The 25,375-nt window shown below is 64.2% G+C and carries 22 protein-coding genes and 3 pseudogenes; 13 read left to right on the top strand and 12 right to left on the bottom strand.

What is annotated here, in order from left to right:
* Positions 1-333: 333 nt before the first annotated feature.
* The 3 genes from ACP691_RS06175 to ACP691_RS06165 form a co-directional block, all read right to left on the bottom strand.
* Positions 334-1,755 (bottom strand): FAD/NAD(P)-binding protein, encoded by a 1,422-nt coding sequence (locus tag ACP691_RS06175; protein ID WP_426198644.1) that lies wholly within the window; start codon positions 1,753-1,755, stop codon positions 334-336.
* A gap of 100 nt (positions 1,756-1,855) precedes the next feature.
* Entirely contained in the window at positions 1,856-2,707 is an 852-nt protein-coding gene (locus ACP691_RS06170) for a CAP domain-containing protein (RefSeq protein WP_426199617.1), read from the bottom strand.
* 127 nt (positions 2,708-2,834) lie between these two features.
* The gene (locus tag ACP691_RS06165) at positions 2,835-3,290 is read right to left on the bottom strand and encodes a GNAT family N-acetyltransferase (RefSeq protein WP_426198642.1); all 456 of its coding nucleotides are present in this window, start codon (positions 3,288-3,290) and stop codon (positions 2,835-2,837) included.
* Between the two features lie 161 nt (positions 3,291-3,451).
* On the opposite strand from ACP691_RS06165, the gene ACP691_RS06160 reads away from it, so the two are divergent.
* The gene (locus ACP691_RS06160; protein WP_426198641.1) at positions 3,452-4,861 is read left to right on the top strand and encodes a YncE family protein; all 1,410 of its coding nucleotides are present in this window, start codon (positions 3,452-3,454) and stop codon (positions 4,859-4,861) included.
* A 38-nt stretch (positions 4,862-4,899) separates the two neighbouring features.
* On the opposite strand, the pseudogene ACP691_RS06155 reads toward ACP691_RS06160, so the two are convergent.
* The 5 genes and pseudogenes from ACP691_RS06155 to ACP691_RS06135 form a co-directional block, all read right to left on the bottom strand.
* Positions 4,900-5,493, bottom strand: a pseudogene (locus ACP691_RS06155) (methyl-accepting chemotaxis protein); the annotation flags it as partial.
* Positions 5,494-6,015: 522 nt separating this feature from the next.
* Positions 6,016-6,684: pseudogene (locus ACP691_RS06150) on the bottom strand (PDC sensor domain-containing protein); the annotation flags it as partial.
* Positions 6,685-7,027: 343 nt separating this feature from the next.
* Positions 7,028-8,038 carry a GlxA family transcriptional regulator gene (locus tag ACP691_RS06145; protein ID WP_426199616.1) on the bottom strand — a complete coding sequence of 337 codons (1,011 nt, stop codon included), beginning with the start codon at positions 8,036-8,038 and terminating at the stop codon, positions 7,028-7,030.
* 264 nt (positions 8,039-8,302) lie between these two features.
* Positions 8,303-9,415 (bottom strand): MFS transporter, encoded by a 1,113-nt coding sequence (locus ACP691_RS06140; protein ID WP_426198639.1) that lies wholly within the window; start codon positions 9,413-9,415, stop codon positions 8,303-8,305.
* Positions 9,358-9,693, bottom strand: a complete 336-nt coding sequence (locus tag ACP691_RS06135; RefSeq protein WP_426198638.1) for an MFS transporter — start codon at positions 9,691-9,693, stop codon at positions 9,358-9,360. Before ACP691_RS06135 ends, ACP691_RS06140 begins: the two co-directional genes overlap by 58 nt.
* 362 nt (positions 9,694-10,055) lie before the next feature.
* Here ACP691_RS06135 and ACP691_RS06130 point away from each other — a divergent pair, with 362 nt between their 5' ends.
* The 3 genes from ACP691_RS06130 to ACP691_RS06120 all read left to right on the top strand — a co-directional run bounded on the left by ACP691_RS06130 (position 10,056) and on the right by ACP691_RS06120 (position 13,585).
* Positions 10,056-11,318, top strand: a complete 1,263-nt coding sequence (locus tag ACP691_RS06130; RefSeq protein ID WP_426198636.1) for an aromatic amino acid transport family protein — start codon at positions 10,056-10,058, stop codon at positions 11,316-11,318.
* A 144-nt stretch (positions 11,319-11,462) separates the two neighbouring features.
* Positions 11,463-11,957, top strand: coding sequence for a GNAT family N-acetyltransferase (locus tag ACP691_RS06125; RefSeq protein WP_426198635.1), 495 nt, complete (start codon positions 11,463-11,465; stop codon positions 11,955-11,957).
* Positions 11,958-11,992: 35 nt separating this feature from the next.
* Positions 11,993-13,585, top strand: a complete 1,593-nt coding sequence (locus ACP691_RS06120; protein ID WP_426198633.1) for an ABC transporter substrate-binding protein — start codon at positions 11,993-11,995, stop codon at positions 13,583-13,585.
* On the opposite strand, the gene ACP691_RS06115 is transcribed toward ACP691_RS06120, so the two are convergent.
* The gene (locus tag ACP691_RS06115; protein WP_426198631.1) at positions 13,572-14,621 is read right to left on the bottom strand and encodes a sensor domain-containing diguanylate cyclase; all 1,050 of its coding nucleotides are present in this window, start codon (positions 14,619-14,621) and stop codon (positions 13,572-13,574) included. The genes ACP691_RS06120 and ACP691_RS06115 overlap by 14 nt on opposite strands.
* Positions 14,622-14,776: 155 nt before the next feature.
* Positions 14,777-15,559 carry an SDR family NAD(P)-dependent oxidoreductase gene (locus ACP691_RS06110; protein WP_426198629.1) on the bottom strand — a complete coding sequence of 261 codons (783 nt, stop codon included), beginning with the start codon at positions 15,557-15,559 and terminating at the stop codon, positions 14,777-14,779.
* A gap of 176 nt (positions 15,560-15,735) precedes the next feature.
* On the opposite strand from ACP691_RS06110, the gene ACP691_RS06105 reads away from it, so the two are divergent.
* Positions 15,736-16,161 carry a nuclear transport factor 2 family protein gene (locus ACP691_RS06105; protein ID WP_426198627.1) on the top strand — a complete coding sequence of 142 codons (426 nt, stop codon included), beginning with the start codon at positions 15,736-15,738 and terminating at the stop codon, positions 16,159-16,161.
* An 89-nt stretch (positions 16,162-16,250) separates the two neighbouring features.
* Positions 16,251-17,552 (top strand): APC family permease, encoded by a 1,302-nt coding sequence (locus tag ACP691_RS06100; RefSeq protein WP_426198625.1) that lies wholly within the window; start codon positions 16,251-16,253, stop codon positions 17,550-17,552.
* On the opposite strand, the gene arfB is transcribed toward ACP691_RS06100, so the two are convergent.
* Positions 17,549-17,965, bottom strand: coding sequence for an alternative ribosome rescue aminoacyl-tRNA hydrolase ArfB (gene arfB, locus ACP691_RS06095; protein ID WP_426198623.1), 417 nt, complete (start codon positions 17,963-17,965; stop codon positions 17,549-17,551). The genes ACP691_RS06100 and arfB overlap by 4 nt on opposite strands.
* 165 nt (positions 17,966-18,130) lie before the next feature.
* Here arfB and ACP691_RS06090 point away from each other — a divergent pair.
* The 3 genes and pseudogenes from ACP691_RS06090 to ACP691_RS06080 all read left to right on the top strand — a co-directional run bounded on the left by ACP691_RS06090 (position 18,131) and on the right by ACP691_RS06080 (position 21,348).
* Positions 18,131-19,285 (top strand): annotated as a pseudogene (locus ACP691_RS06090) (efflux RND transporter periplasmic adaptor subunit).
* 59 nt (positions 19,286-19,344) lie between these two features.
* Positions 19,345-20,814, top strand: a complete 1,470-nt coding sequence (locus ACP691_RS06085; protein ID WP_426199615.1) for an efflux RND transporter permease subunit — start codon at positions 19,345-19,347, stop codon at positions 20,812-20,814.
* A gap of 162 nt (positions 20,815-20,976) precedes the next feature.
* Entirely contained in the window at positions 20,977-21,348 is a 372-nt protein-coding gene (locus ACP691_RS06080; RefSeq protein WP_426198621.1) for an FxLYD domain-containing protein, read from the top strand.
* Positions 21,349-21,367: 19 nt separating this feature from the next.
* On the opposite strand, the gene ACP691_RS06075 is transcribed toward ACP691_RS06080, so the two are convergent.
* The gene (locus tag ACP691_RS06075; protein WP_426198619.1) at positions 21,368-22,216 is read right to left on the bottom strand and encodes a PhzF family phenazine biosynthesis protein; all 849 of its coding nucleotides are present in this window, start codon (positions 22,214-22,216) and stop codon (positions 21,368-21,370) included.
* A gap of 111 nt (positions 22,217-22,327) precedes the next feature.
* On the opposite strand from ACP691_RS06075, the gene ACP691_RS06070 reads away from it, so the two are divergent.
* The 4 genes from ACP691_RS06070 to ACP691_RS06055 all read left to right on the top strand — a co-directional run bounded on the left by ACP691_RS06070 (position 22,328) and on the right by ACP691_RS06055 (position 25,353).
* Positions 22,328-23,386 carry a M4 family metallopeptidase gene (locus ACP691_RS06070; RefSeq protein WP_426198617.1) on the top strand — a complete coding sequence of 353 codons (1,059 nt, stop codon included), beginning with the start codon at positions 22,328-22,330 and terminating at the stop codon, positions 23,384-23,386.
* A 32-nt stretch (positions 23,387-23,418) separates the two neighbouring features.
* Complete coding sequence (locus ACP691_RS06065) at positions 23,419-23,724, top strand: protealysin inhibitor emfourin (RefSeq protein ID WP_426198616.1); 306 nt, start codon at positions 23,419-23,421, stop codon at positions 23,722-23,724.
* A gap of 189 nt (positions 23,725-23,913) precedes the next feature.
* Positions 23,914-24,426 (top strand): sigma-70 family RNA polymerase sigma factor, encoded by a 513-nt coding sequence (locus ACP691_RS06060; RefSeq protein WP_426198614.1) that lies wholly within the window; start codon positions 23,914-23,916, stop codon positions 24,424-24,426.
* A gap of 3 nt (positions 24,427-24,429) precedes the next feature.
* Complete coding sequence (locus ACP691_RS06055; RefSeq protein WP_426198612.1) at positions 24,430-25,353, top strand: DUF4880 domain-containing protein; 924 nt, start codon at positions 24,430-24,432, stop codon at positions 25,351-25,353.
* Positions 25,354-25,375 lie beyond the last annotated feature (22 nt).

Here is a 25,375-nt window from a genome sequence, read left to right as displayed (position 1 = left end):
CATTTGCCAACACTCCTTTGTGAGGCCAGACGGACTTCATCACGGCACGGGGCGGATTCTGTACACGGTGGCAGAGCGAAAACAATGGGCACGAGCGTGCCTGAGGACGAAAAGATGGCGATTTGCTAACCCGTTCCGCTTTGCGATTACAAGTTACTGATACTAAGGAACTTTTACAAAGTGCCACTAACTGAGAAAGGTTCTTTATCAAAGGGCGCCGAGGCCTTTTCCGTCGCCAAATCCCTGGCAGGCGGGGCAAAGCGGACGCCTGCCGGGAAACTGCCGATTCACTAGTGGCATATTACTGGCTTGCCTTGGTTCGCCAAGCCGTGCTCATGCCAGACCAAGCGCTGAAATACGCAGCGCAAGGGCCTTGGCTTGCGCTGCCACATCCGTCACTGCCGTGCTTTCCCACCACACACCACGCAGTGGCGGCCCCATGGCCAGCAACCCTTCGCTGACCTGCCCTGCGGCCCCGATCACTGCACCACCCGAGTCGGCATCGATACCCAGGGCAAGCGGGCCAGGCCGAACCAGACCGCGCGCCAGCAGCTGCCGTGGCAGAGGCCGCTCGACCCGGCGCCAGTCATATTCGATGCCGCTGGAATCGATGAGCGCAGCGAAACGTCGACGTTCCGCTTGCTCACGCCCGCGGGCCCGCACCGTCAGCTCCAGCCCCTCGGGCGCCGGCTCGCTGGCTATCAGGCACGCCGCTTCCAGGGTCAGACGGCCCTCGGTCAACAGTTGGGCCAGCCAGACCGCCCCCTGGGGTGGCGAACGATGATGATGGCTCTCCCACCACGGGCGTAGATGGCGCACGAACTGGCGGCGCTGCTCGTCACTGGCCTGATGCCAGAGCCGTGCGACATGGGCACGTACCGTGTCCAGTGGGGCCTGCCAGTCCACGCCTTGGCTGACTGCCAGCCGACACTGGCGGCGCAACGCGCGTGACAGTTGCAAGGGGGTCCGCAAGCTTGAGTCCAGGGAAAGGAAATCCGGCCACGCCGGGGGCTGTCGCCGTGGCTGAGGCAGCAAACCGTGGCGGGAGAACACTTGGATCGGCCCTTGGTGTCCGGCCCGCCGCAGCGATAGCAGGCCGTCGATCATGGTCAGCCCTGTGCCGACGATGGCCACGGGCGCCTCGACGGGCAAGCGCGCCATACGTCCGACATCCCAAGGGTCCAGGGCGAGCGCCGCCGTGGCTGGGCTGCCTCGACGAGGCGTGCGCGCGGCGGGGAACACTCCAGTAGCCAACACAGCTATCGGCGCCTGCCAGCGCTGCAGACCCGCCTGGACGCAAATGCCCCCAGGCACCGGCCAGGCATCCTCCGCTTCGGCACGCACATGCCGCACGCTTATTCCGGGCGCATCCGCCATCGCTTGCCCCAGACGCTCCTGAACGTAACGTCCGAACAGGCCCCGGGGCGGGAACAGCAGCTCGACGGGTTGCCGCTGCGCGGCGCCCTGAGGCCAGCCACCAGCGGCCAGATGCTCGGTGAGCCATTGGGTGAGATCGTCCGGCGCGTCCGGATCGATGCTCATGCGAGCGGCGTTGGCATTGAGCGTATGGTCCAGCTCCTCGGTGCTATAAGCCTCGCCTCGCCCCAGTTCTGCCCTCGGCTCGAAGATAACGATCATGCGCGCGCCACCGCGTCGGAGCAATTGCCAGGCCAGCAGCGCACCGCTGAGCCCACCCCCGATGATCAGTACATCGGCGGTGATCACGGGAGGGCGGGGCGAACTTTCAGCGATCATGGCGAACGGTCTCATAGCTGGCGATGGGTAATTGGCCAGCTGTTATACCCTATTCCCCGCGACTGCTGTCTCCGGTGCTCCCCGCCCTCCACGAGCAGCCCTACGGAGCGCCGAACAGCATCGTCCAATAAATCCCCACCTGGGCGTCCGGCGCGGTTTGGTAGCCAGCACCCACCTGAGTGAATACAGGGTTCATCAGGTTGGCGCAGTGGCCGGGGCTGGCCAGCCAACCCGCCATGGCCGCCGCGGGCGAGCCATGGCCCGCGGCGATGTTCTCACCGACCTGCCGGCCCCGATAGCCTTCAGCTCGCGCCCGCGCGTAAGGTGTGGTTCCGTTCCGGTCCTGGTGCGAGAAGTAGCCACCTTCGGCCATGGCGCGGCTATGTCCCAGGGCAGCGGCTGCCAGGGCCGGGCTCCATGCCAACGGCCGGGCCGCGGCGAAATGTATTCGCCCACATAGTCGGGGCTTGGCCCGGGCGGCATTGACCTGCCCCAACAGGGTCTGCGCCGTGGCCCGTGGGTCAGCCAGATGTGTATCCAACAGCGGACGGGCCAGCACTACCTGCCACCGCTCTGCTGTATGACTGATGCCGATGTCGCTGTATTGGCTATCCAGCAAAGCCTGGCAGTAGCCGGCGATGAGCATGGCGAACGCGGCGTCCGGGGTTTGCGGGCCGGTCAACCGGATAGCCCGTACGGCGGCCGCCTGGTAACCGCTTCGCCGCAGCCCTTCGCGAAGCCCCCCTGAATAGCCAGCGGGCAATTGAAGGTTGGCTCGCAACACTAGGGATGAAGGCGCGCCGCCTGTGGTTCGGCAAGTGTCCGGGTTGGCACGGTAGGCATTGATCCGGGCAACGAGCTCACGCTCTCCGGACGCGTGGGCAGGCGAGACAGCCGGCAGGAGCAGCAGGGTGGCCAGGCCACAGCGAAGCAGGAAAGCGATCAGATTCATCGGGTATGAACGGTAGGGAGTCGACAGCAGGGCGCTCTGGCGGGACATGCCTGGCGAAGCACGCATCCGACCAGCCGCTTCGCTTTAAGTTGCAGCATAGCGGCGATTCTCGTCGCGGAAACGGTGGCTAACCGGGCCGGCGCATATCCACGTGCGCAATTCCGTCTTCCAGGTAAACCTCCCCTTCAGCCCGGAAGCCGTAGCGTCCGTAATACCCTTGCAGGTGCGCCTGGGCCGAAAGGTAAAGGGGTTGCCCCGGCCAGAGCCGCTCGCAGGCGATCAAGCCCTGCTCCAGCAAGGCATGGCCCAGCCCGCGTCCGCGCCCTGCCGGGGCCGTGATCACTCGACCGATCGCGGGCGCGGCGCCCGGCTCGGCCGGTGCGAGCAACCGCAGATATGCCAGTAGCACGCCATCTTCGTAGCCCAGCAGGTGATGCGTATCACCATCGAGATCCTGGCCGTCGACGTCCTGGTACGGGCACCTTTGTTCAACCACGAATACCTCACAGCGCAGCCGTAGCACCTGGTACAGGGCGTACTTGTCCAAGTCTCGGTGGTGCAGGCAACTCCAGCTCATAGCCATTGATCGATCCTCTTGGCAAAGCCGATATCTTCCCATGCGGTGGCCCACGGCTACAGAACCCTGGCCATTAAACTCGCCGGGCCGTTTATTTCGAGAATGCTTCTTGTTAACCTCTGCACCCCTTTATCGGTCGTTAGTATTTCTTTCAACAGGAGTTGCAGATGGGAACAGGTAATGCTCAGCGGATGCCAGCCCGGCGTCCCATTCGTACGTTGGTTTCGGCGCTGAGCCTGCTGGCGGCAGGCCTGGCCACTGCCCATGCCGATGTACTTTTCGATACGCCCGATGCCACCTTCAATGGTCAGCTCAATGCGCAGGGGCCCGGCGGGGCGGCCATTACCGCCGGCAGCGATGCGCAGGTGCAGGGCCGGGCCTTCAAGCCGGGCCAACAAGTGACCCTGCTGCGCGGCACCACCGTACTCAATCCGGATCATCCTTACGTAGTAGACGCCCAGGGCGGTTTCAGCGCGAGCTTGAGGATCCCCGGCGATGCGGCCGTTGGTATACAGCCGATCCTGGTCGCGGTCAGCAACCCTTCGGCCGCCGCCGTTCTGCCGCTGAAGGTTTCTCCGGTTGTACCGCTGGCTGGCGCCGAGCATTACAAGCAGGTCAGCGCCAAACTGGTGCCTGGCTTGTACCAGTCGGCGGTCAGTAGCAAGAATGGCGCGGTCTTCGTCACGTCCGCCGTCGGCCGTCCGCCGGTCAAGGCTTCGCAGCTGCTCAAGCTGAATCCGGATACGCTGGCGGTGGAAGCCAAGGTCACCCCGGCCACGGCACCCGGTGAAGAAGGCTCGGTTTATGCGGTTTACGGTGTCGGCGTCGATGATGCCAAGGGCACGGTCTGGGTGACCAACACTCGCCAGAACACGGTAGCTGTCTACAAGCAGGCGGACCTGACCCTGGTCAAACAGTTCGCGCCAGGCACGGTGGCCCATGCCCGGGATGTGGTCATCGACAGCAGCTTGGGCCGCGCCTTCGCGGGGGCGACCGGGACGCCGGTGATCGCCATGTTCGACACCAAGCGCCTGGCCGCGCCAGAACCCATCACCATTGCCTCGGGCAAGCGCGGCGGCCAGTTCTCCGTGGCCAGCTTGTACCTGGACGCACAGGCGCACAAGCTCTACGCCGTGAGCCTGAGCACCGAAGAGGCCGCGGTGGTGGATGCCAAGACGGGCAAGGTGGAAAAGGTACTGCCCGTGGAAGGCATCAAGATGGCCATGGGCGTTGCCTATGACGCCACCACCGGCCGCCTGTTCGTGGCCGCCCAGGGCAGCGACAACCTGGCGATCGTCGACCTGGCCAGTGGCAAGACGCTGCACCGCGTCAGCACTGGAGCCGGCCCGCTCAACGTAGCGTTCGACCCGGTCAAGCGCCTGGCCTATGTCAGCAACCGCGCCGCGGGTACCGTCAGCGTCGTGGACCCGGACGGCAACCTGGTGGCCAACCTGGCCAACGGCACCTTCCCCAACCACGTTAGCGTGGACAGCAAGGGCAATGTGTTCGCGGTGAACAAATCCAAGGGCCCGGACGACGCCGAAGGCGATCGGATCACCCGTTTCACCCACCTGTAAGCCATGCGCCCCCGCTTGGACGGGGGCGTTCATCACCCTCAGCGGCCCCGACTCAACCCGCCCAGGCGCGAGGAAATGGCCTGCATGCCCTGCCCCAGTTCGCGCAGCGCTGCCGCGTCACGCGCGCCTTCCTCGCTGGCCACGTGAATGCGCACCGCCAGTTCGTTGATCTCCTGGGTCACATGGCTCTGTTGCTGGGCCGCCACTGCGATCTGCTGCGCGCGCTGCACGATGTCATCGAAACTGCCCACCGTGGTGCCCAGGGTACCGGACACTCCGCTAGCCTGCTGCACGGCTTCCCGGGTGCGCTCCGCCCCGCTCTGCATGGTGCTTACCGCTACCGTGGAGGCCTGCCGCAATTGAGTGATCATTTCCTGGATTTCATTCGCCGAGGCTTGGGTACGTCCGGCCAGGGTCCGTACTTCGTCCGCGACCACAGCGAAGCCCCGGCCCTGCTCTCCGGCCCGGGCCGCCTCGATGGCGGCATTCAAGGCCAGCAGGTTGGTCTGCTCGGAAATGGACTTGATCACATCCAGCACGCTACCGACCCGTTCGATGTCGCTTCCCAATCGGGTGATGGCCCCAGCGGCACCCTGGATATCGCCAGCCAGCGCTTCGATGGACTCGCTGTTGCGTTGTACGCGCTCCTGCCCTTGCTGGGCGTCATCCAGAGAGCGCCGCGCGGTTTCCGAACAGTCGGTGGTATTGCGCGCCACCTCGCTGGCGCTGGCCGACATCTGGGTAATGGCCGCCGCCAGCAAGGTGTTGTCCTCGCGCTGAGCCTCGGCGCGGTCGGCCAGGCCCCGGGAAAGCTGTGCCAACTCATTGGCCTGGGCTTCCAGCGACACGGATTCGTCGGCGATGCGCTCGAGCATGCCGCGCAGGGTGCCGGCGTAGCTGTTGACCGCGGCGCGCAAGGCGCCGATTTCATCGGCACGACGTATCTCCAGCTCGGTACTGCCCTGGCCTCCTGCGCCCAGGCGCTCGATCTGCTCGGTGGTTTCTTCCAGTTGCGCGAGCAAGCGCTTGCCCGCCAACCAGGCCACGCCCAGCAGGACGGCCAGCAGCGGCAGCAGGAACAGAGTCATCAAGGTCGTCAGTTCCCGAGCCAGGCCGACCACCCGGGCCTCGGGTGTGACCAGCCCGACCCGCCAACCAGTACCTTCCATGGTTTCCAGTGTGACGTAGGCCGGGCCGTCCAGTCGGCCGTCTCGTTCCAGGTACAGCGTGGCCGGCTCGGCGGAGGCGCTGCCAAGCTGCGCCACGACCGGTTGCAGCCAGGGCAGGTCCTTTTCCAGGCTGGCCACTGTTGGCAGGCCCTTGCCCGCCTTGGCATCCGGGAAGAAGAGCACATTCCCGGCCCGGTCCACGGCGAAGGCATAACCGCCCGTCACGTTGCCCTTGGCCTTGAGGAAATCGGCCAGGCCGTCCAGCTTCAGATCCAGGGTCGCGACCCCGGCGAAGCGGCCATTGAGTTGGTAAGGCACACTGCAGGTGGTCATGGCCACTCCGCTGACCGGGTCCTGGTAGGCATCGGACCACACACAGCGGCCAGCCGGGGCGCTCTTGGCGCCGGTGTACCACGGCTCGGCGTGGTAGGAGGCAGCCTGTTCAGCGTTGTATTCGTCGGAATACTCCATGGCGCCCACGCCGCTACGCGCCCAGAAAAAGCTGCGCCGCGCCACGCCTGGGGTGAAGGCATTGGGTTCGGGCCACAGGCCGCCGCCAGCGATGGCGCGGTCGCCCTGGCTGTCGATGATGCCAGGCAGGTTCGCTTTCACCAGCGCCAGGTCATGGGGCAGAGTCTGAGCCAGGTGGGCCATGGCTGCCGTGGTGCCCTCGATACGGTTCAGCTGCAAGGCCAACTGGCGGGTAATGGCGCTGGCGGATTGCTCGGCCGCCTCGGTACCGGCGGCTACCAGGCGAGGTTTGCCGGCTATGGCCATCACGCCGTAGATGGCCACGGCAGTGAGCACAAGCAAGGCGAGAATGCCGAACGTCATGCGCCCGGCGATGCGGGTAGGAAAAAGGGCCATGCTCAAGCCTCGATCAAAAAAGGGATTCGCCAGGCTTACGGCCAAGCGCGACATTAGTTGAGCTTAGCCGATGGCGAAGTCATTCAAGCCGACCAATGGCTGGGCTCAGGGCTGCGCCGATGAAGTCGTATCAAAACTCCAACCGCTTTTCCCGCGAAGGCGAATGCCCAAAGTAAGCCGTGTAGCATTTGCTGAAGTGGCTGGGTGAAACGAAACCGCAGGCTACCGCCACGTCCACCACCGGCAGGGTAGAGTGTTGCAGCAGCCGCCGCCCCTCGGTTACCCGCAGTTCCAGGTAATAGCGCAGCGGCGTTGTACCCAGCTGGTCCTTGAACAATCGCTCGATCTGTCGTCGGGACACGCCCACGTATTCGGCAAGCTGGTCCAGGCCAAGGGGTTCTTCCAGGTTGGCCTCCATCAGCTCAACCACCTTGCGCAACGGCGCTGCCATCTTCACGCGCAGGGTCGGATTGACGCGCCGGTAGCGAGACACCTCGAAGGCCAGAATGTCGACAATAGCGTCAACCAGCGCCGGGCCGTGGGCCTGCCCCACCCACGCCAGGACCATGTTGAAAGCGCCATTGGGACTGGCGGCGGTGTAGCGGTCACGGTCGACCATGAAACTTTCGCTGGTCACCTGGCTGTACTTGGCGGTTTCGGCCAAGGCCGGACGATGCTCCGGATGAATGGCGCAGCGGTAACCGTCGAGCAATCCGGCATGGCCGATGAACCAGGCACCGTTCCACAGCCCGGCCAGGGTGACACCCTGCTCTGAGGCCCTGATCAGTAGCTTGCGCAGGGTGGCGTTGCCCCGCAGGGGCGTACGCAGCCCGCCGCAGATGACCAGCAGGCGCAACTGCTCGACAGGGTAGTCCGGCAATGCGGTATCTGGACGGATGACGATGCCCAGGTCACTGATGACCTCCTCCCCATCGAGGGTGAAGGTGTGAGGCTTGAACGCGCCGGGTTGCAACAGATTAGCCGTAACCAGCGTATCCAGTGCCTGAGTGAAGGCCGGAAGGGAGAAATGCTCCAGCAGCACGAAGCCAACGTCGGCGCTCGAGGCCTTGCTGCCATGTTCACCTGGCAGGTAGCGCAGGTTCTTGCCTTTGATACCGCCACTGAACGTCCGTCGTTCGATCACCCCTCACCTCGCCTTGCGCCACGTTGGACCCCGCCTCGGCGGCGGCGGGCAAGCCTGTCACGGCCTGTGCGAAAACGTCAAACAGGGCCGTGTCATGGGAGGAGGTAACGAACCCGGGTAGAAAAGCGCATCAACAGCTGGCAAGCCGCTTCGATTCGATTGCATCCAGGCAAAACGAATCCGCTGACCCTGTCGCTATGCGGCGTTTCGATGTCGCCATCAGACAAGGCGCCCTCGGGCCGGGCGCCACGGCTCCATACGTTAGGCTCGTGGTGTCGCTGCCAGCGCCGCCTTGTCATCGGAATCGGCCTTCGCTTCGTCTGCGGCAGGCGGCTCAGCACCGTAGTAAGCCCGAGGCACGCCCCAGAGGATCAGCCCAACCGCGGCCAGGCTGACCGCCGCCAGCCAATAGAGCGCGGGTGTGGCAGCGCCGGTCAGGTCGCGCACCCAGCCAATGGTGAAAGGCGCGATAACGCCGCCGAGCTGCCCCACCGAGTTGATCAAGGCAATGCCTGCGGCTGCGGCTACCCCGCTGAGAAAACGCGGGGGCACCGTCCAGAAGATCGGCATCCAGGCGATGATCCCACCCATGATCAGGCTCATCCCGACCATCAACGGCAAGAGCTGCCCTGGGGTCAACGCGCAAAGCAGATAGCCCGAGGCCGTCATCAGGGCACAGGCTGTCATGTGCCAGCGTCGCTCGGCGAAGCGGTCGGAGCTCCAGCCCATGGCAAGATTGACCACCACCGCCACGACGTAAGGCACCACCGTCAGCCAACCGATTCGCAGGCTGTCGCTGACCCCGGCGCCGCGGATCAATTGCGGCATCCAGAACAGCAGGCCAGTGAGCCCCATGACCAGGCAAAGATAGATGGCAGACATGACATAGGTCGCGGGCAACTGCAGCAACCGCTTCATGGACGCCTTGCCCTGAGGCCGCGCCTCTTCAGCCATGCGCCGGGCCAGCAACTGCTTTTCGTGTGGGCTGAGCCAGGCGGCGTCCTCTATCCGGTCGCTCAGCTTCCAGAACACCAGCGCGCCAAGCATCACTGACGGCAAGCCCTCTAGCAGGAACAGCCACTTCCAGCCCGGCATCCCCATGGCGCCGTCCAGGTGTCCCAGGATCAAGCCGGCCAGGGGCCCGCCGACAATGCCGCACACACAGATGGAGCTTTTGAAATAGCCATTGACCCGCGCCCGGCGACTGCTCGGGTACCACTGGGTGAAGTAATAGAGCGCGCCGGGCACGAAGCCGGCTTCCATCACGCCGATCAGGAAGCGCAAGGTATAGAACCAGAACTCGGTCTGCACGAACATCATGCAGGCCGAGGTGATGCCCCAGGTCCCCAGGTCACCATGATCCGTGCGATCCACAAACGCGCGCCGATGCGATGCAGCAGCAGGTTGCTCGGGACCTCGAACAGGAAATAGCCCACGAAGAACAGGCTGGCGCCCAGGCCGTAGACCGTATCGCTGAACCCCAGGTCGCTTTGCATTTCCAGCTTGGCGAAGCTGATATTGACGCGGTCCAGGTAGGCGAAAAGGAAACAGACGATGAACAGCGGAACGATGCGCCAGTTGACTTTGCGATAGACAGCGTCCTCCGCCGCCTGAGGATCGGACGAGCTAAGCGTGGCAGAAGGTAGGGCCATGGAGCACCTCTTGTTATTGCGGGTATCGAGGCGAAGACCGAGCTGTCGCCCGGCCATATAGTAATACTAATTGAAGCGCATACCAGTCCTTGGATCCACCGACCGTCAGTTGTTGGCCCTGCGTCCCCACAGCATTACGCAGGCTGCCGCGGCCAACAGCGCGCTACAGCCGCGGTTGAACCAGCACCGGGCCGAAGCTCCTGCCAGCCAATGGCTCAAGCGCGCCCCACGTTGTACCACCCGGTACATGCGCCCTATGCAAGCCGCGCCAAACGTTACACAATCGCCGCTTTTTTTATGGCCGCCCCGCTCCGAACCGCGGTTTGCGGCTGCGCCTGAAGCCTCGCTCACGGAGACCCCGAATGAATCAGCAGGCCACTGCCACTTCCACTACCCAGGCCGTAGTCGCGGCCCCCTGGGGCAAGGACGAGACCACCTGGATGCTCGGACTGTTCGGCACCGCCATCGGCGCCGGCACCTTGTTCCTGCCCATCAACGCCGGCCTGGGCGGCTTCTGGCCGCTACTGATACTGGCCGTGCTGGCGTTCCCGATGACCTACTATGCGCACCGTGGCCTGACCCGCTTCGTGCTCTCAGGCCGTGATGGGGCGGATATCACCGGCGTGGTCGAAGAGCATTTCGGCAAGGGTGCCGGCACCCTGATCACGCTGCTCTACTTCTTTGCGATCTTTCCCATCCTGCTGATCTATAGCGTGGCCCTGACCAACACCATCGGCAGTTTCCTCGAGCACCAGCTACAGATCGCGCCTCCCCCGCGCGCTGTGCTGGCAGCGGTATTGATCGCCGGGCTGATGATAGTGGTGCGCTGCGGCGAAGCCGTGACGGTCAGGGTGATGAGCCTGCTGGTCTACCCCTTCATCGCCGCCCTGGTATTGCTCGCGCTATTCCTGGTGCCCCACTGGAACGGTGGCATCCTGGCCACGGCCAGCGACCTGCCATCGGCCGGCAGCCTGGTACATACTCTTTGGCTGGCGATACCGGTCATGGTGTTCTCCTTCAATCACTCGCCGATCATTTCCGCCTTCGCCGTGGACCGCAAGCGTGCCTGGGGCGATGCCGCCGAGCCGCGCTGCAGCCGTGTGCTGGCCCGCGCCCATGGCCTGATGGTGCTGACCGTGATGTTCTTCGTATTCAGCTGCGTACTGGTGCTGTCGCCGCAGCAGCTGGCCGAGGCCAAGGCACAGAACCTGTCCATCCTGTCCTACCTGGCCAACCACTTCAGCAGCCCCACCATCGCCTTCGCCGCGCCCATCATCGCCGTGGTGGCCATCGCCAAATCCTTCCTGGGTCATTACATCGGCGCCAGTGAGGGCCTGCACGGCTTGCTGGCCAAAGGCGGTTGGCAGGGTGGCAAGGGCCAGCAGCGCCTGGTCGCCCTGGCCATGGCCCTAGTGTGCTGGGCGGTCGCTACGCTCAACCCAAGCATCCTCGGCATGATTGAAACCCTGGGCGGCCCGGTGATCGCGGCGCTGCTGTTCCTCATGCCCATGTACGCCATCCGCCGCGTGCCAGCACTGCGCCGCTATGCTGGGCAGTGGTCCAACGTCTTCGTCGTATTCATAGGCCTGGTGTCCATTACCGCGCTGGTGTATTCGCTGGTCTGACCGCTGGCGCCCCGGCCAGGTCCGCGCCTCGTCCTGCGAATGGCCGAGGCGTCAGGGTCAAGGACTTGGCGAGGGCGGGCACAGGCAGGCTAAGATGAGCGGCCCGCGGCCGTCTTGCCGCGTCTCACCCCGGAGCTGTTGGAAATGGATACCCCGCCTGTTCAGGTGCTACAAGCCGACTACCGCAATCCCCTCCATGCAGCGGCCTTGGTCGAGCTGCTGGATCATTACGCCCAGGATCCCATGGGTGGTGCCGAGCCTCTGTCAACCAACGCCCGCCATCACCTGGTCGCGGAGCTGGCCAAGCGCCCCCACGCTTTCAGCGTACTGGCCTTTGTGGACGGTCAGGCAGCGGGCTTGGTCAACTGCTTCGAGGGTTTCTCTACCTTTGCCTGCCAACCCCTGGTGAACGTACACGACGTGGCCGTGCGTGAAGACATGCGTGGCCGGGGCATCAGCCAGCTGATGCTGGAAAAGGTCGAGGCCATTGCCCGCGAACGGGGCTGCTGCAAGCTGACCCTCGAAGTGCTGGAAGGCAATGCGCCGGCCCAGGCCGCCTACCGCAAACTGGGCTACGGCGCCTACGAACTGGACCCAACCTTGGGCAAGGCGCTGTTCTGGCAGAAAGTCCTGGCCTGAACATCGCCCCCACTCGATAGAAGGAGCCTTTTCTGATGCGCTTTCCCTACGTCTTCTCGCTAGTGGCCGCCGCCGTGTTCGCCAGCCTTCCGGTTGCCCAGGCCTCGACGCTGATCTACTGCTCCGAAGCCAGCCCGGCCGGCTTCGACCCGGCGCAGTACACCTCCGGCACCGAATTCGACGCAGCCGCCGAAACCCTGTTCAATCGCCTGGTGCAATTCAAGCGCGGCGGTACCGAACTCGAACCCGGGCTGGCTACTGCCTGGGAGGCCAGCGCCGATGGCAAGACCTACACCTTCCACCTGCGCCCTGGGGTCAAGTTCCACACTACCGCCTATTTCACCCCTGGCCGGGATTTCAACGCGGACGATGTACTCTTCACGTTCGAGCGCATGCTGCATAAAGAACAGCCGTTCCGCCAGGCGTACCCTACCGAATTCCCCTACTTCACCGACATGGGCCTGGACCAGAACATCGCCGCGGTGAAGAAGCTCGATGACATGACGGTGGTCTTCACCCTCAAGCAGACCGACGCCGCCTTCGCCGCGGACCTGGCCATGAGCTTCGCCTCTATCCAATCGGCAGAATACGCAGCCCAACTGCTCAAGGCGGGCCACCCGGAGCAGCTCAACCAGCAGCCCATCGGCACCGGCCCCTTCGTATTCAGCCGCTATCAAAAAGACGCGGTCATTCGCTACAAGGCCAACACGGGGTATTGGAAACCAGAGGACGTGAAGCTCGACGAGCTGATTTTCGCCATCACGCCCGACGCCGCTACCCGGCTACAAAAGCTCAAGGCTGACGAATGTCAGGTCAGCGGCTATGCGCGCCCGGCCGACCTGGTGGAGATGAAGAAAGACCCCAGGCTCAAGGTACTGGAACAGCCGGGCTTCAACGTGGGCTTCCTGGCCTATAACACCCAGCACCCTCCCCTGGACAAGCCCGAGGTGAGACGCGCCCTGGACATGGCGATCAACAAGCAAGCCATTGTCGATACCGTGTTCCAAGGCGCTGGCCAGGTAGCCCGGAATGTCATGCCACCCACGCAGTGGTCCTATGATCCGCGGATCAAGGGCACCGCCTATGACCCTCAGCAGGCCAGGCAGTTGCTCGCTGCCGCGGGGGTAAAGCCGGGCACTACCCTCAACCTCTGGGCCATGACCGTGCAGCGGGCGTCCAACCCCAACGCCCGCCTTTCGGCCCAGATGATTCAGCAGGACTGGGCCAAGGTCGGCATCAAGGCCAACATCGTCAGCTACGAGTGGGGCGAATACATCAAGCGGGCCAAGGCTGGCGAGCACGATGTGATGACCTATGGCTGGACCGGCGACAACGGCGATCCGGACAACTGGCTGGGCGTGCTGTTCGGCTGCTCGGCGATCGGTGGCAGCAACTACGCCCGCTGGTGCGACAAGGGACTGGACAGCCTTCTGCAGAGGGCCAAGACCTTGACCGACCGCGAGGCCCGCATTCCGCTGTACGAACAGGCGCAACGGATCATCCATGAGCAGGTCCCGGTCAGCCCCATGGCCCATTCAGTAGTGTCCCAGCCCATGAGCACACGGGTGGACGGCTTCAAGATCAACCCCTTCGGGGTCACCGGCTTCTACGGGGTCAGCCTGCGCTAGCGACCGGCGGGTGAAGGCAGACTCGGTCGCGACCGCCATGCTTGGCTTGGTAGAGCGCGGCATCGGCCTGGGCCAGCAACGTCTCGGCGGCGGTTTGGGGCGCGCCGCTGGCGGCGCCCAGGCTGGCTCGCACCTGCAGGGGGCCAGCGGCGGTTTCGAAGGTTTTCCCGGCGATGCCCGCGCGCACCCGCTCGGCGATGGTGCGCAACTGGTCCACGGCCGTGACCCGTGCCACCACGGCGAATTCTTCGCCACCCAGGCGCAAGAGTAGGTCGCTCGGGCGCAAGCTGCTGGCGATACGGCGGGCCGCCTCCACCAGTACCTGGTCGCCCACCCCATGACCGTGGCTATCGTTGACTGCCTTGAAATGGTCCAGGTCTATATAAAGGATGCCGATCACTTCCTGCGCGCTACTGGCGATGGCTTGCTCTCCGGGATAAAAATGCGCCAGGGCCGCTCGGTTCCAGATCTGCGTCAACGGGTCGAGCAAGGCCTTACGCTGCTCCCGGGTTACCGCTTCGCGCAGTTGGCGCGTGTGCTCGCTCAAGCCTTTGAGACGCAGGTAACCCTCCACCAGCTGCGCCAGGTCACGCAAGCGGGACTCTTCCTCGGCGGCCAGTCGCCGGGCCGAAGAACTCAGCAGGCAGAGCGTACCCACCGGCAGACCCGAAGCCGCGACCAGCGGATGCCCCGCATAGAAGCGAATGTTCGGTGCCCCCAGCACCAGTGGATTGTCGGCGAAGCGCTCGTCCTGCCGGGCGTCGGGCACCACCAGGGTCTTCTGTGGATCGAGGATGGCGTGAGCGCAGAAGGAGGCATCCCGCGACGTACTGCAGGCCTGTAGCCCCACCCGTGCCTTGAACCACTGCCGGTCCCGGTCCACCAGGCTGATCAGCACCTGCTCTACCTTGAACAGGTCCCGCGTCAGGCGAACCAGGGATTCCATATAAGGGTCGGCTGGGGTGTCCAGCACTTCGAGGTCATCCAGCGCTTGCTGGCGTTCATTTTCCTGAGGGTGAAGCGGTGCGACGAGCATGTATGGCATCCAACTGGTGCGCGTCCTGTGCACGGTGAAACCGCGGAATCCGGCGAAGGGAGCTGACCTGCCGGGTAGCCACACCCCGCTTCGCCTAGGCGAGCGAACGATAGCACATCGCCTTATCGCTGTGCGGTGCAATCGCGTCATCGCTTTCAAGCACCGGCCTTGTTTTCCATTAGCCGGTTGCCGCCGTCGATCACCAGCACTTCACCTGTGATGTAACTGGCCTGGGGCGAGGCCAGAAACGCCACGGCGGCGGCCACTTCTTCTGGCCGCCCTGCCCGACCCACCGGCGCCTGGGCGCCGGCGTTCAGCTCCTCGGGCGTGCTCGAAGCGGTGGCGATCCAACCGGGCGCGACGCAGTTCACCGTGATACCGGCACCGGCCACTTCCAGCGCCAGCGCCATGTTCATTCCCACCATGCCCGCTTTGGCGGCGCTGTAGGCGGCTTCGCCGGGGTTGCTCCCACTGGTACCGGTCGTTGAGCTGACCTGCACGATGCGCCCATAGCCGCGCGCCTGCATGGCGGGCAGCATCGCCCGCGTGAGCAGAAAGGCGCTGGTCAGGTTGCGGTCCAGCGACAGGCGCCAGGTGGCCAGATCCATATTCGCGACCGTCGCGTAGGGCTCAGGGCTGCCCTGCATGGCCATGCCCGCGTTGTTCACCAGTACGTCCACGCGGCCCCAACGCTCGGTAGCCCAGGCTGCCAATACCGCTACCTGGCGCTCATCGGTAAGGTCCGCCGCGTGCCCCTCCACTTCCAGGCCGAGCGCCCGGAGTTCCAGAACTCGCTCAGCGATGCGGGCGCTGCTGGCAGTGACCAGCAGGCGAGCCCCCAACTGCCCCAGATGACGGGCGATGGCCATGCCGATGCCGTGCTCGCTGCCGGCGCCGCTGATCAATGCAACCTGGCCGGTAAAAGAGGCAATATTCATGGGCAAGCTCCTTGCGACACGGTGGCCGTGATTGTTTGGCAGAGGCTTCTAACTTGACCGCCCCCAGCATGCAAGTCCCATGACCAGGCCATGAGAACAGACTTGCGTACCTGGCGCAGCCTGCTAAGTTGTACGATGTCCGCCAGGCGCGGTAACCATAACAACAAGGAAAACCTATGAAGACCTCTCGACTGCTACTAGGCCTTGCTTTTCTTTACACAGGCTATGTTTCGGCCGCTACCCCCGAACAGGAGGTGGAACAGGCCGTTGACCGGCTCACCCAAGCCATGTGGCACAAGGACATTGGGGAGTTGAAAGCATTGACCGCCGACAACCTCAGCTACGGCCATTCCAGCGGCAATATCCAGGACAAGGCGGCTTTCATTGCCGACATCGAGACTGGCCGCAGTGGCTTCAACGAGCTCAAAATGCTGAATCAGAAGATTATCTTGTCCGGCGATACTGCGCTGGTGCGCAACCACTTTTCAGCCCAGGCCGTGAACAGCGGAAAGCTAGTCCCCACCGAGATAGAGAATTTCCAAGTGTGGCAGAAGCAGCATGGCAAGTGGCTGTTGATCGGTCGCCAGGCGTTCCGATTCTGAGTATAGCGTAGCGGCGAAACGAACCATTCCCCTGCTCGAGCGCTCTGATTCCACACAGCGGCCGCCGCCGCCTTCGACGAGCGCTCATCATGACCACCGCCACTGCCGCGCCCGGGCTGCACCGGGTCATCACTACCCCTCTGTTGATGCTGTTCATCCTGGGCGATGTTCTGGGGGCGGGCGTCTATGCCCTGGCCGGGACCATCGCTGGGCGCGTTGGCGGAGCCATCTGGGCACCACTGCTCATCGCACTATGCTTCGCCCTGCTCACCGCGGCCTCCTACGCCGAACTCGTCACCAAGTACCCGCGCGCAGGTGGCGCGGCGGTGTTCGCCGAGCGTGCCTTCGGCAAGCCGCTGCTGTCGTTCCTGGTGGGGTTCTCCATGCTGGCCGCCGGTGTGACCAGCGCGGCCGGTCTGGCCAAGGCCTTCGCCGGCGATTACCTTGGCGCGTTCGTCCACTGGCCGCCGGAACTGGTAGCAGCCGCCTTCCTGGTGGCGGTGGCCCTATTGAATGCGCGTGGCATCAAGGAATCTCTGAGTGCCAACCTGGTGATGACCCTGATCGAGCTCAGTGGCCTGCTAATGGTGGTCACCGCGGCAGCCTGGTATTGCGCCAGCGGCCAAGGGGTTGCCGCACGGCTCTTGGAGGTAGACGCCCAAGCCCCAGCGGCGGCTTTGCTGGGCGCCTCTCTGCTGGCCTTCTATTCGTTCGTCGGCTTCGAAACGTCCGCCAACCTGGCCGAAGAGGTACAGGATGTGAGCCGGGTCTATCCCAAGGCACTGTTCGGCGCCTTGCTGATTGCCGGCGCCATGTATCTGCTGGTCGGCGCGGGCGCTGCCTTGGTGCTGCCGGTTGAGCAACTCAAGTCATCGAGCGCGCCCTTGATGCAGGTGATCGAGGCTTCCGGCCTCGGTATCGCCCCACGGTGGTTCGCTCTGATCGCATTGATCGCGGTGGCCAACGGCGCCTTGCTGACCATGATCATGGCCAGTCGGCTGACCTATGGCATGGCCCGGGAAGGCCTGCTTCCGGCTACCCTTGGTCGCGTACTGCCGCGACGCGGCACCCCGGGGCTGGCGATCCTGGCGACAACGGTGCTGGCCATCGCGTTGACCTTCACCAGCACTCTGGAAACCCTGGCTGAAACCGTGGTGCTATTGCTGCTGTTCGTATTCCTCAGCACCAACGTGGCAGTGCTGGTGCTCAAGCGAGACAAGGTACAAGGCCCGCACTGGCACGTGCATTGGATCTTCCCCGCGCTGGCTGTGCTCTCGTGTCTACTCCTGCTCGCCCAGCAGGGGCCGCAGACCTGGCTGCGAGCGGGCGCCATGCTGTTGCTGGGTGCGTTGCTGTACCTGGGCAGTCGCCTGCGCGGCCAGCGCTCCTAGGGGAGTTCCACCCTCCCCCGCCCTGCCTTGATGCCGCCCCGGCGGCTCTTGGCTTCCAGCCGACGTACCTTCGAGCCGTGGGTGGGCTTGGTCGGACGCCTGGGCTTGTCCACATGCTCCGCCGTCAGGATAAGCACCCGGAGCCTTTGCAAGGCATCGGCGCGGTTCTGTTCCTGGGTACGATATTGCTGGGCCTTGATGATCAACACGCCCTCGCTGGTAATACGGCTGTCCCGCAGCGCCAGCAACCCGGCTTTGTAGGCAGGCGGCAGCGAAGAGGCGCGGATGTCGAAACGCAGGTGCACCGCGCTGGCCACCTTGTTCACATTCTGTCCGCCCGCGCCCTGGGCGCGGATGGCGCTCAACTCCACCTCATGATCGGCCAGGTGAATGCGTTGGGAGATTTCCAGCATGTACTTTACCTTTAAATAGCACTGTCTCGCGCAGCTCGCCCTAGCTGGGCGAGCTGCGAAGTATTGCACTCGTCATGGTTGATGTCTTTGCCTGCGCCCATTCTACGTTTCGCTAAATACAAGGTATAACAAGCGCCTTCTTCCCCTTTCTTCATCACCTCATTCATGTCCAGACTCGCTCACTCGCTACTCGCTTGTGCTGTACTCGCTTCGTTGACGGGCGTTGGTTACTGGCTTACCCGTCCTGCCCATGTGCCGGCCACGGCAGCGGCAGCCCGGGTTCCTGTGCACGTTGTTCGAGTGGCTCAAGGGGATTTCCCAACAACGCTGTCTGCGCCAGGGACCGTCACGCCTTTGCAAAGCGTGACAGTGCGACCTCAGACAGAGGTATTCTTACCCGTGTCTGGGTAAAGGAAGGCGAATTCGTGCATAAAGGGCAAGCCCTGGCCAGTATCGACGAACGCGCCCTACAGGCCGCGATGGACCAGGCGGCCGCCCAGGTCGGGCAAACGCGGGCCCAACTGAAAGTAGCGGAGATCGACTTGAAGCGTTACCAGGCACTGGCCGCGGATCATGGGATTCCCCGCCAGCAGCTGGACCAACAGCAAGCGCTCTACGATCAACTGCGCGCCACTTTATTGGGCAATGAGGCTGCCATGAAGGCAGCGCAGGTACAGCTGTCCTATACCCGCCTCCTTTCGCCACTGAACGGGCGAGTCGGTATCCGCGCCGTGGACGAGGGCAATCTGTTGCGCGTCAGCGACGCCCAGGGTTTGTTCAGCGTGACCCAGATGGACCCCCATCGCCGTACAGTTCAACCTGCCTCAGGCACAACTGCCAGTGTTGCAAGAACTGCTTTCCAGTGGCCTGGCCGCGCCGGTCACGGTCTACGCCGCAGGGGAGAGCGACAGCAGCGTGCCGCTGGCCGAGGGAAAGCTGAGCCTGATCGACAACCAGGTATCCAGCACTACCGGCACGGTCCGGGCAAAGGCCCGTTTCGGCAATCCGAACCTGCGTTTATGGCCGGGACAACTGGTGAATGTGCGACTGCAGACTCAACTGCATCGAGGTGCCCTGTTGGCGCCCTCGGCGGTAGTGCAGCGGGGCCTTGAAGGAACCTACGTCTACCGGGTCGCCGACAGCAAGGCTCAGCCTGTTCCGGTCAAGGTCATTGACGAGCGCCAGGGCCAAGTGGTTCTCGCGGGCGTTTCGGCCGGTGATATCCTGGTCAGCGATGGTCAGTCCCGGCTCGTCCCTGGTACCTTCGTCCAGGTGATAACGCAACCCGATGCCTGGGACGCTGCCAAGGTGACGCCGTGAAGCGGGCCCGCGCCCCATCGCAGTGGTGCATCGACCACCCGGTGGCTACCCTGTTGCTGATGTTCGCCCTGGTTCTGCTCGGCTTGATCGCTTTTCCGAAGCTACCACTGGCGCCACTCCCGCAAGCCGAGTTCCCGACTATCCAGGTCACTGCCCAGCTGCCTGGCGCGAGCCCTGAAACCATGGCTTCGTCAGTAGCCACGCCATTGGAGGTACAGTTCAGCGCCATCCCCGGGGTAGCCCAGATGACGTCCAACAGCGCGCTGGGTTCGAGCACACTGACCTTGACCTTCAACCTGAACAAGAACATCGATGCGGCAGCCCAGGAAGTACAAGCGGCGATCAATACCGCGGCGGGCCGGCTGCCCCAGGACCTGCCCAATCTTCCGACCTGGCGCAAGGTCAACCCGGCGGACAGCCCGGTGCTGATTCTGGGCATCAGCTCGGTTCAGTTGAGCGGCACATCCCTGAGCGACGGGGTCGAAACCATGCTGGCCCGCCAGATCAGCCAGATCGCCGGGGTGGGCCAGGTCAACGTCGTGGGCCAGCGACGCCCGGCGATCCGCGTTCAAGCCCAGGCCGACAAACTGGCCGCTCTTGGCCTGACCCTGGCGGACCTGCGCGGCATCATCCAGGCCAGCAGCCTCAACCTGGCCAAGGGCGCGCTCTATGGCGACAGCCGAGTGTCCACGCTCTCGGCCAACGACCAGCTGTTTCAACCCGAGGGCTATGCCGACCTGATCGTGGCTTACCGTGACGGCGCCCCGGTGCGCATGAAGGACGTGGCTAGCGTGGTGGCCGGGGCCGAAAATGACTATGTGCAGGCCTGGTCCGAGGATGAGCCGGGGGTCAACCTGGCCCCGCACGTTGCCTTGGGCGATGCCGTGAACCTGCTGGAGCAGACCCAGCGCGAACTCGGAATGCCGGCCAGCATCAGCGGCACTTTCCAAGGCGCCGCTCAGGCGTTTCGCAGCTCCCTGGCGAGCCAGCCCTGGTTGATCCTGTCGGCGCTGGTAGCGGTCTACATCATTCTCGGAGTGCTGTACGAGAGCCTCGTGCACCCGTTGACCATCATTTCCACCCTGCCCTCGGCCGGCCTCGGCGCGCTAGGCCTGCTCTGGGCCTGCGGCCAAAGCTTTTCCATCATGGCATTGATCGGCCTGGTGCTGCTTATCGGCATCGTGAAGAAAAACGGCATCCTGCTGATCGACTTCGCTCTGAGCGCGCAACGCACCGAGGGCCTGGCGCCCCGGGAAGCGATCCGTCGCGCCTGCCTGGCCCGGCTGCGCCCGATCCTGATGACCACCCTGGCCGCGCTACTGGGTGCTGTGCCGCTGATGCTGGGCCTGGGCGCCGGGGCCGAGCTGCGCCAGCCCCTGGGTATCGCCGTCATCGGAGGACTAGTGGTCAGTCAGGCCCTGACCCTGTTCACCACGCCCATCATCTATCTGCAGCTTGAAGAGCTTTTTCATGGTCGCAAAACCATGCAGAACAACCGCAGCCTCCATGCCAGCCAGACGCCCCCCTGATCCATCGGAAACAGCCCTGAGGGACCGAGGCTCATCGGACCAACGGCATTAAAAAAAACGAAGCCCTGGACCGCTGCTTGTCGGCGCAAAGCTATATTGGATCACAAGGCGCGCTCGAATCCTCGGCGCGCCGCATGTGCCTCTACACAGGGAGACAGAGGTATGAAAAGGTCAGTGATGCTTTCGCTGGGATGTCTTGCGGCCGCCTTGGCCCAGGCAGAAGATCTGGAAGTACGCAATGTGGCCTTGGTCCGAGCGGGGCACCTGGTGAATATCGTCGCCACGGTCCGCAATACCAGCGACCATCCGATGGAAAGCTCCCTGCTGATCTTCAGCGTAGTGGAGCAGAGCCTGGTGATCGCCAAAGAGGCGGTCCAGGTTCCCCCGCTTGAAGCCGGGCAGGCCTGGCGGGTGAGCAAGCCCATCAGGTCCAGCGGCCAGGCCAAGGTCGCCCAGGCCGAAGCCAAGGCCACCGAGGGCAGGAACATCACCATCGATGCGAAGATGTTTCCTCGCATAGCTGTCCAGCACTGACGCTGGCGTAGCGAGCCTGCTAGAAACGCACCTGCCCTTCGATACAGGTCACTACGTCGCCACCGAGCCAGATATCCGCGCCATCGCGTTGCACGTACACCCTGCCGGCACGCCCGATGGCCGTGCCCTGGCTGGCCACATAGCGCTCAGGCGCCTGCCCATCGCGATACAGCCATTGGGCAATACCCGCATTGAGGCTTCCGGTGACCGGGTCTTCCGGAACGCCTTCACCGGCCACGAACGCGCGCACCTCGAACTGCGCTTCGTTACCGTCGACCTCAGGATTCCAAGGCCCGAATACGCCCAGGGCCATGCCCTCCAGAGCGGGATAGTCAGGGGTGAGATCCAGCACGGCCTGCCGATCACGCAGGCGCAGCGCCAGCCAGCCCGGACCGTTGTCCACCCACTCCGCTCCCAGGACCGCGTCCTGGGACAGGCCAAGCCCAAGGCACGCTTTCTTGAGAACCTCAGCGGCCGGCGTTCCACTGCGCAGCAAAGGCGGACAGGCAAACGCCAGTCGACCATGCTCGCGACGTATCCGCACCAGACCGACCCCGCACTCCTGTATGACCTCGGCACCTTTTGCCGAGCCGCCGGCCTCCAGCCAGGCATGACAGCTGCCCAAGGTCGGATGGCCGGCAAAAGGCAGTTCGCGCACCGGGGTGAAAATGCGTACCCGATAATCCGCGCCAGGCTGGCTTGGCGGCAACAGGAAGGTGGTTTCGCTCAGGTGGGTCCAACGGGCGAAGGCTTGCATCTGCTCGTCCGTGAGTTCGGTGGCATCGAGCACCACGGCCAGCGGATTGCCCAGCAGCGGCTGGGCGGTAAAGACATCGACTTGCTTGAAGGCTCGGACGTGATCGGACATGACTAAGGTCTCGGCAGCGGAGCGCCCGAGAATAGCCCAGGCGCGCGATCGGGGCTAATGCCTGGCAGTGGTCTAGACTGTGGGTTCCAGCCCTTGGACGGAACCCTTCGCATGTGTCAGCACCACCCGCGCAACCCGTTGTTCTGCCTGATCCCTCCCTACCTGCTTGACCAGATCGCCCGCCACGGCAGCAAGGCGCAGCGTGATGCGGCGCTGCGTACCCGCGCCAAGGACACCACTTTCCGGTCTCTGCGCATGGCCGCCCAGCCTGCTCCGGTACAGGCTCGCGCGGCCTCGGCGTTCATTGGCAAGCGGCGCTCGATCTACTCCGCCGAAGGTGGTGAAACCCTGCCCGGAACCTTGATCCGTGGCGAAGGGCAGAAAGCCAGTGGCGACGCGGCCGTTGACGAAGCCTACGACGGCCTGGGCGCTACCTACGATTTCTTCTACGAAGTGTTCGATCGCAACTCCATCGATGACGCCGGCCTGGCCCTGGATGCTACTGTCCACTTCGGCCAGGGCTATAACAACGCTTTCTGGAACTCAGCGCAGATGGTCTTCGGTGATGGCGACGGCCAACTGTTCAACCGCTTCACCGTTGCCCTGGACGTTATTGGCCACGAACTGGCCCACGGGGTGACCGAGGACGAGGCGCGTCTGCAGTATTTCAACCAGTCCGGCGCGTTGAACGAATCCATGTCGGATGTCTTCGGCACGCTGATCAAGCAGTACGCTCGCCAGCAACCGGTGGAGCAAGCCGACTGGCTGATTGGAGAAGGCCTGTTCACCAAGAAGATCAACGGGGTCGCCCTGCGCTCGATGAAAGCGCCAGGCACCGCCTTCGATGACAAGCTACTGGGCAAGGACCCCCAGCCCGGGCACATGGATGACTTCGTCCATACCTTCGATGACAATGGCGGGGTGCACATCAACTCCGGCATTCCCAACCATGCGTTCTATCAGGTGGCCACCCGCATCGGCGGCTTCGCCTGGGAAGCGCCGGGGCGGATCTGGTACGACAGTCTGCGCGACCCCAAGCTGCGGCCCAACAGCGGCTTCCTGCGCTTTGCCCGCATCACTTACGAGGTGGCCGGCCGCCTGTACGGTGCCAAGAGCGCCGAGCGCAAAACGGTCAAGCAGGGTTGGGCCGCGGTGGGCCTCAAACTCTGAATCCTGTGAGCGCGCAGTGAGGAGACAAAGCCATGCGCATTTCCTATTCTGAAAGCGGTGGGGTGGCCTTCTTCCCAGGCCTGAGCAAGCCGCGCACCCTGGAAGTGGACCGCCTGCCTGCCCCTGAACAGCAAGAGCTCCGTCAACTGCTGGAGGCATCGCGTTTCTTCGCCCTGCCGGAAAGCCGCCAACCCAAGACCAGCCCCCGGGGCGCGCAGCACTACACGCTCACCGTCAGTGAGGGCGATCGTGAACATACCGTGTGCCTGCTTGCCCCTGTGCAATCCGGGCCCTTGCAGGGCCTGGTGCAGTGTGTGCGCAAGCATGTGGACGGCTGAAAGGCGACGGCGCCAGGCGTAGCGACCCAAGCAGCGCCTTCATGCCCGGGAAGTCCCAGCGAGTCACATGCCCCGGGGTCAGGCCGGGCGACCCGGCTTCGCTGCGGCTTGCCGGAAGATGCGACAAAATTTGTAACGCTTGGTTGATAAGCATTATCATTTGCAACCTTCAACCAGTGCCGCCTTTTCATGAACAATCCTGCCTTGCCCGACCGTGCACCCTTCGAAGCGCTGTATCAGGCCCATCTCGGTTGGCTGCAGGGCTGGCTGCGCCAGCGTACCGGTTGCCGGCAGGACGCGGCCGACCTGGCGCAGGATACCTTCCTGCGCTTGCTCAGCAAGGAACGTGACCTGGCCCCGGTACGTGAACCACGTGCCTACCTGACCAAGGTCGCCCATGGCCTGCTGGTCAACCAGTGGCGTCGCCGAGCCATCGAGAGGGCTTATCTGGAGGCCCTGGCGGCGCTGCCACCTGCCGCGACGCCTTCGCCGGAAGCGCGGGAACTGGTGATCGCGACCTTGCAGGAAATCGACACCTTGCTACGGGCGCTTCCGTACAGGGTGCGCACGGCGTTCCTGCTCGCCCAGCTGGATGGCCTGGGCTACCGGGAAATCGCGGAGCGCTTGCAGGTGTCCGAGCGCATGGTGAAGAAATACATGGCCCAGGCGATGCTGCATTGCCTGAGCCTGGCGCAGGATTGAACGATGCCTACGCCTCGCCCGCAGCTTTCCTATCAAGTACTTGAGCAGGCCGCCCAGTGGTTCGCCGTGCTTCAGGGTCAGCCTGGTCCGCAAGAGCACGCTGCCTGGCGTGCCTGGCTCGAGGCAGCGCCCGAACATCGCCAGGCCTGGAACCGGGTCGAAGCCATCAGCAGCCAATTCGCCCGCCTGCCCCAACCGGCCGCGGCCCACCGGGCCCTGCGGGAAGGTACCAAGCGTCGCCAGTTCCTCGGCATGGCTGCGCTGTTTGGCGGCGGAGCACTGCTGGCGGCAGCCGGGCGTGGCCTGCCGTGGCAGGCCTGGGCCGCCGATCGTTCGACCGCCGTAGGCGAAATCCGTCAAATTTCCTTGGCCAGTGGCGGCCAGTTGTGGCTCAACACCCAGAGCGCGGTAGACATCCAGGGTACGCAGGTACGCCTGTACCGGGGCGAGCTGCTGCTGGAAAGCTCCATCCCTTTGCGCATAGAAACAGCCGACGGCCCACTGGCCATGTCGGGGCGACGCGTCGGCGTGCGGCAGTACCCGAGCCATAGCGAAGTCATGGCCTACGAGGGGGCCGTCAGTGCGGCGGCCAGAGGTGTCACGCTTGTCGGCGGTCGACGTGGCGAGTTGCGCCAGGGCGTCCTTACCGATCTGGGCCCCGTGCGCCCGGGCGCCCAGGCATGGAGCCGGGGAATCATCCAGGCGGACAGCCTGCCCTTGGGGGATTTTCTCAGCGAACTGGGCCGCTATCTGAACGGGTACCTGCATTGCGACCCCGAGGTGGCCCGGCTGCCTCTGGTCGGCGCCTTTCCCATCGTGCAACCGGACCGCATCTTTCAGGCATTGGAAAAGGCCTTGCCGGTACGGGTCCACCGCCCACTGCCCTGGTGGGTAAGCGTCCAGCCGCGCGAACACGTGCGCGCATAAAAAACGCCTCGCGCGGTTCCCC

It is taken from the genome of Pseudomonas sp. DC3200b2, from assembly GCF_049895785.1.
Classification (GTDB): domain Bacteria; phylum Pseudomonadota; class Gammaproteobacteria; order Pseudomonadales; family Pseudomonadaceae; genus Aquipseudomonas; species Aquipseudomonas massiliensis.
The sequence above is the reverse complement of the archived record's forward strand: the minus strand, read 5'-3'. Positions and strand labels throughout refer to the sequence as shown.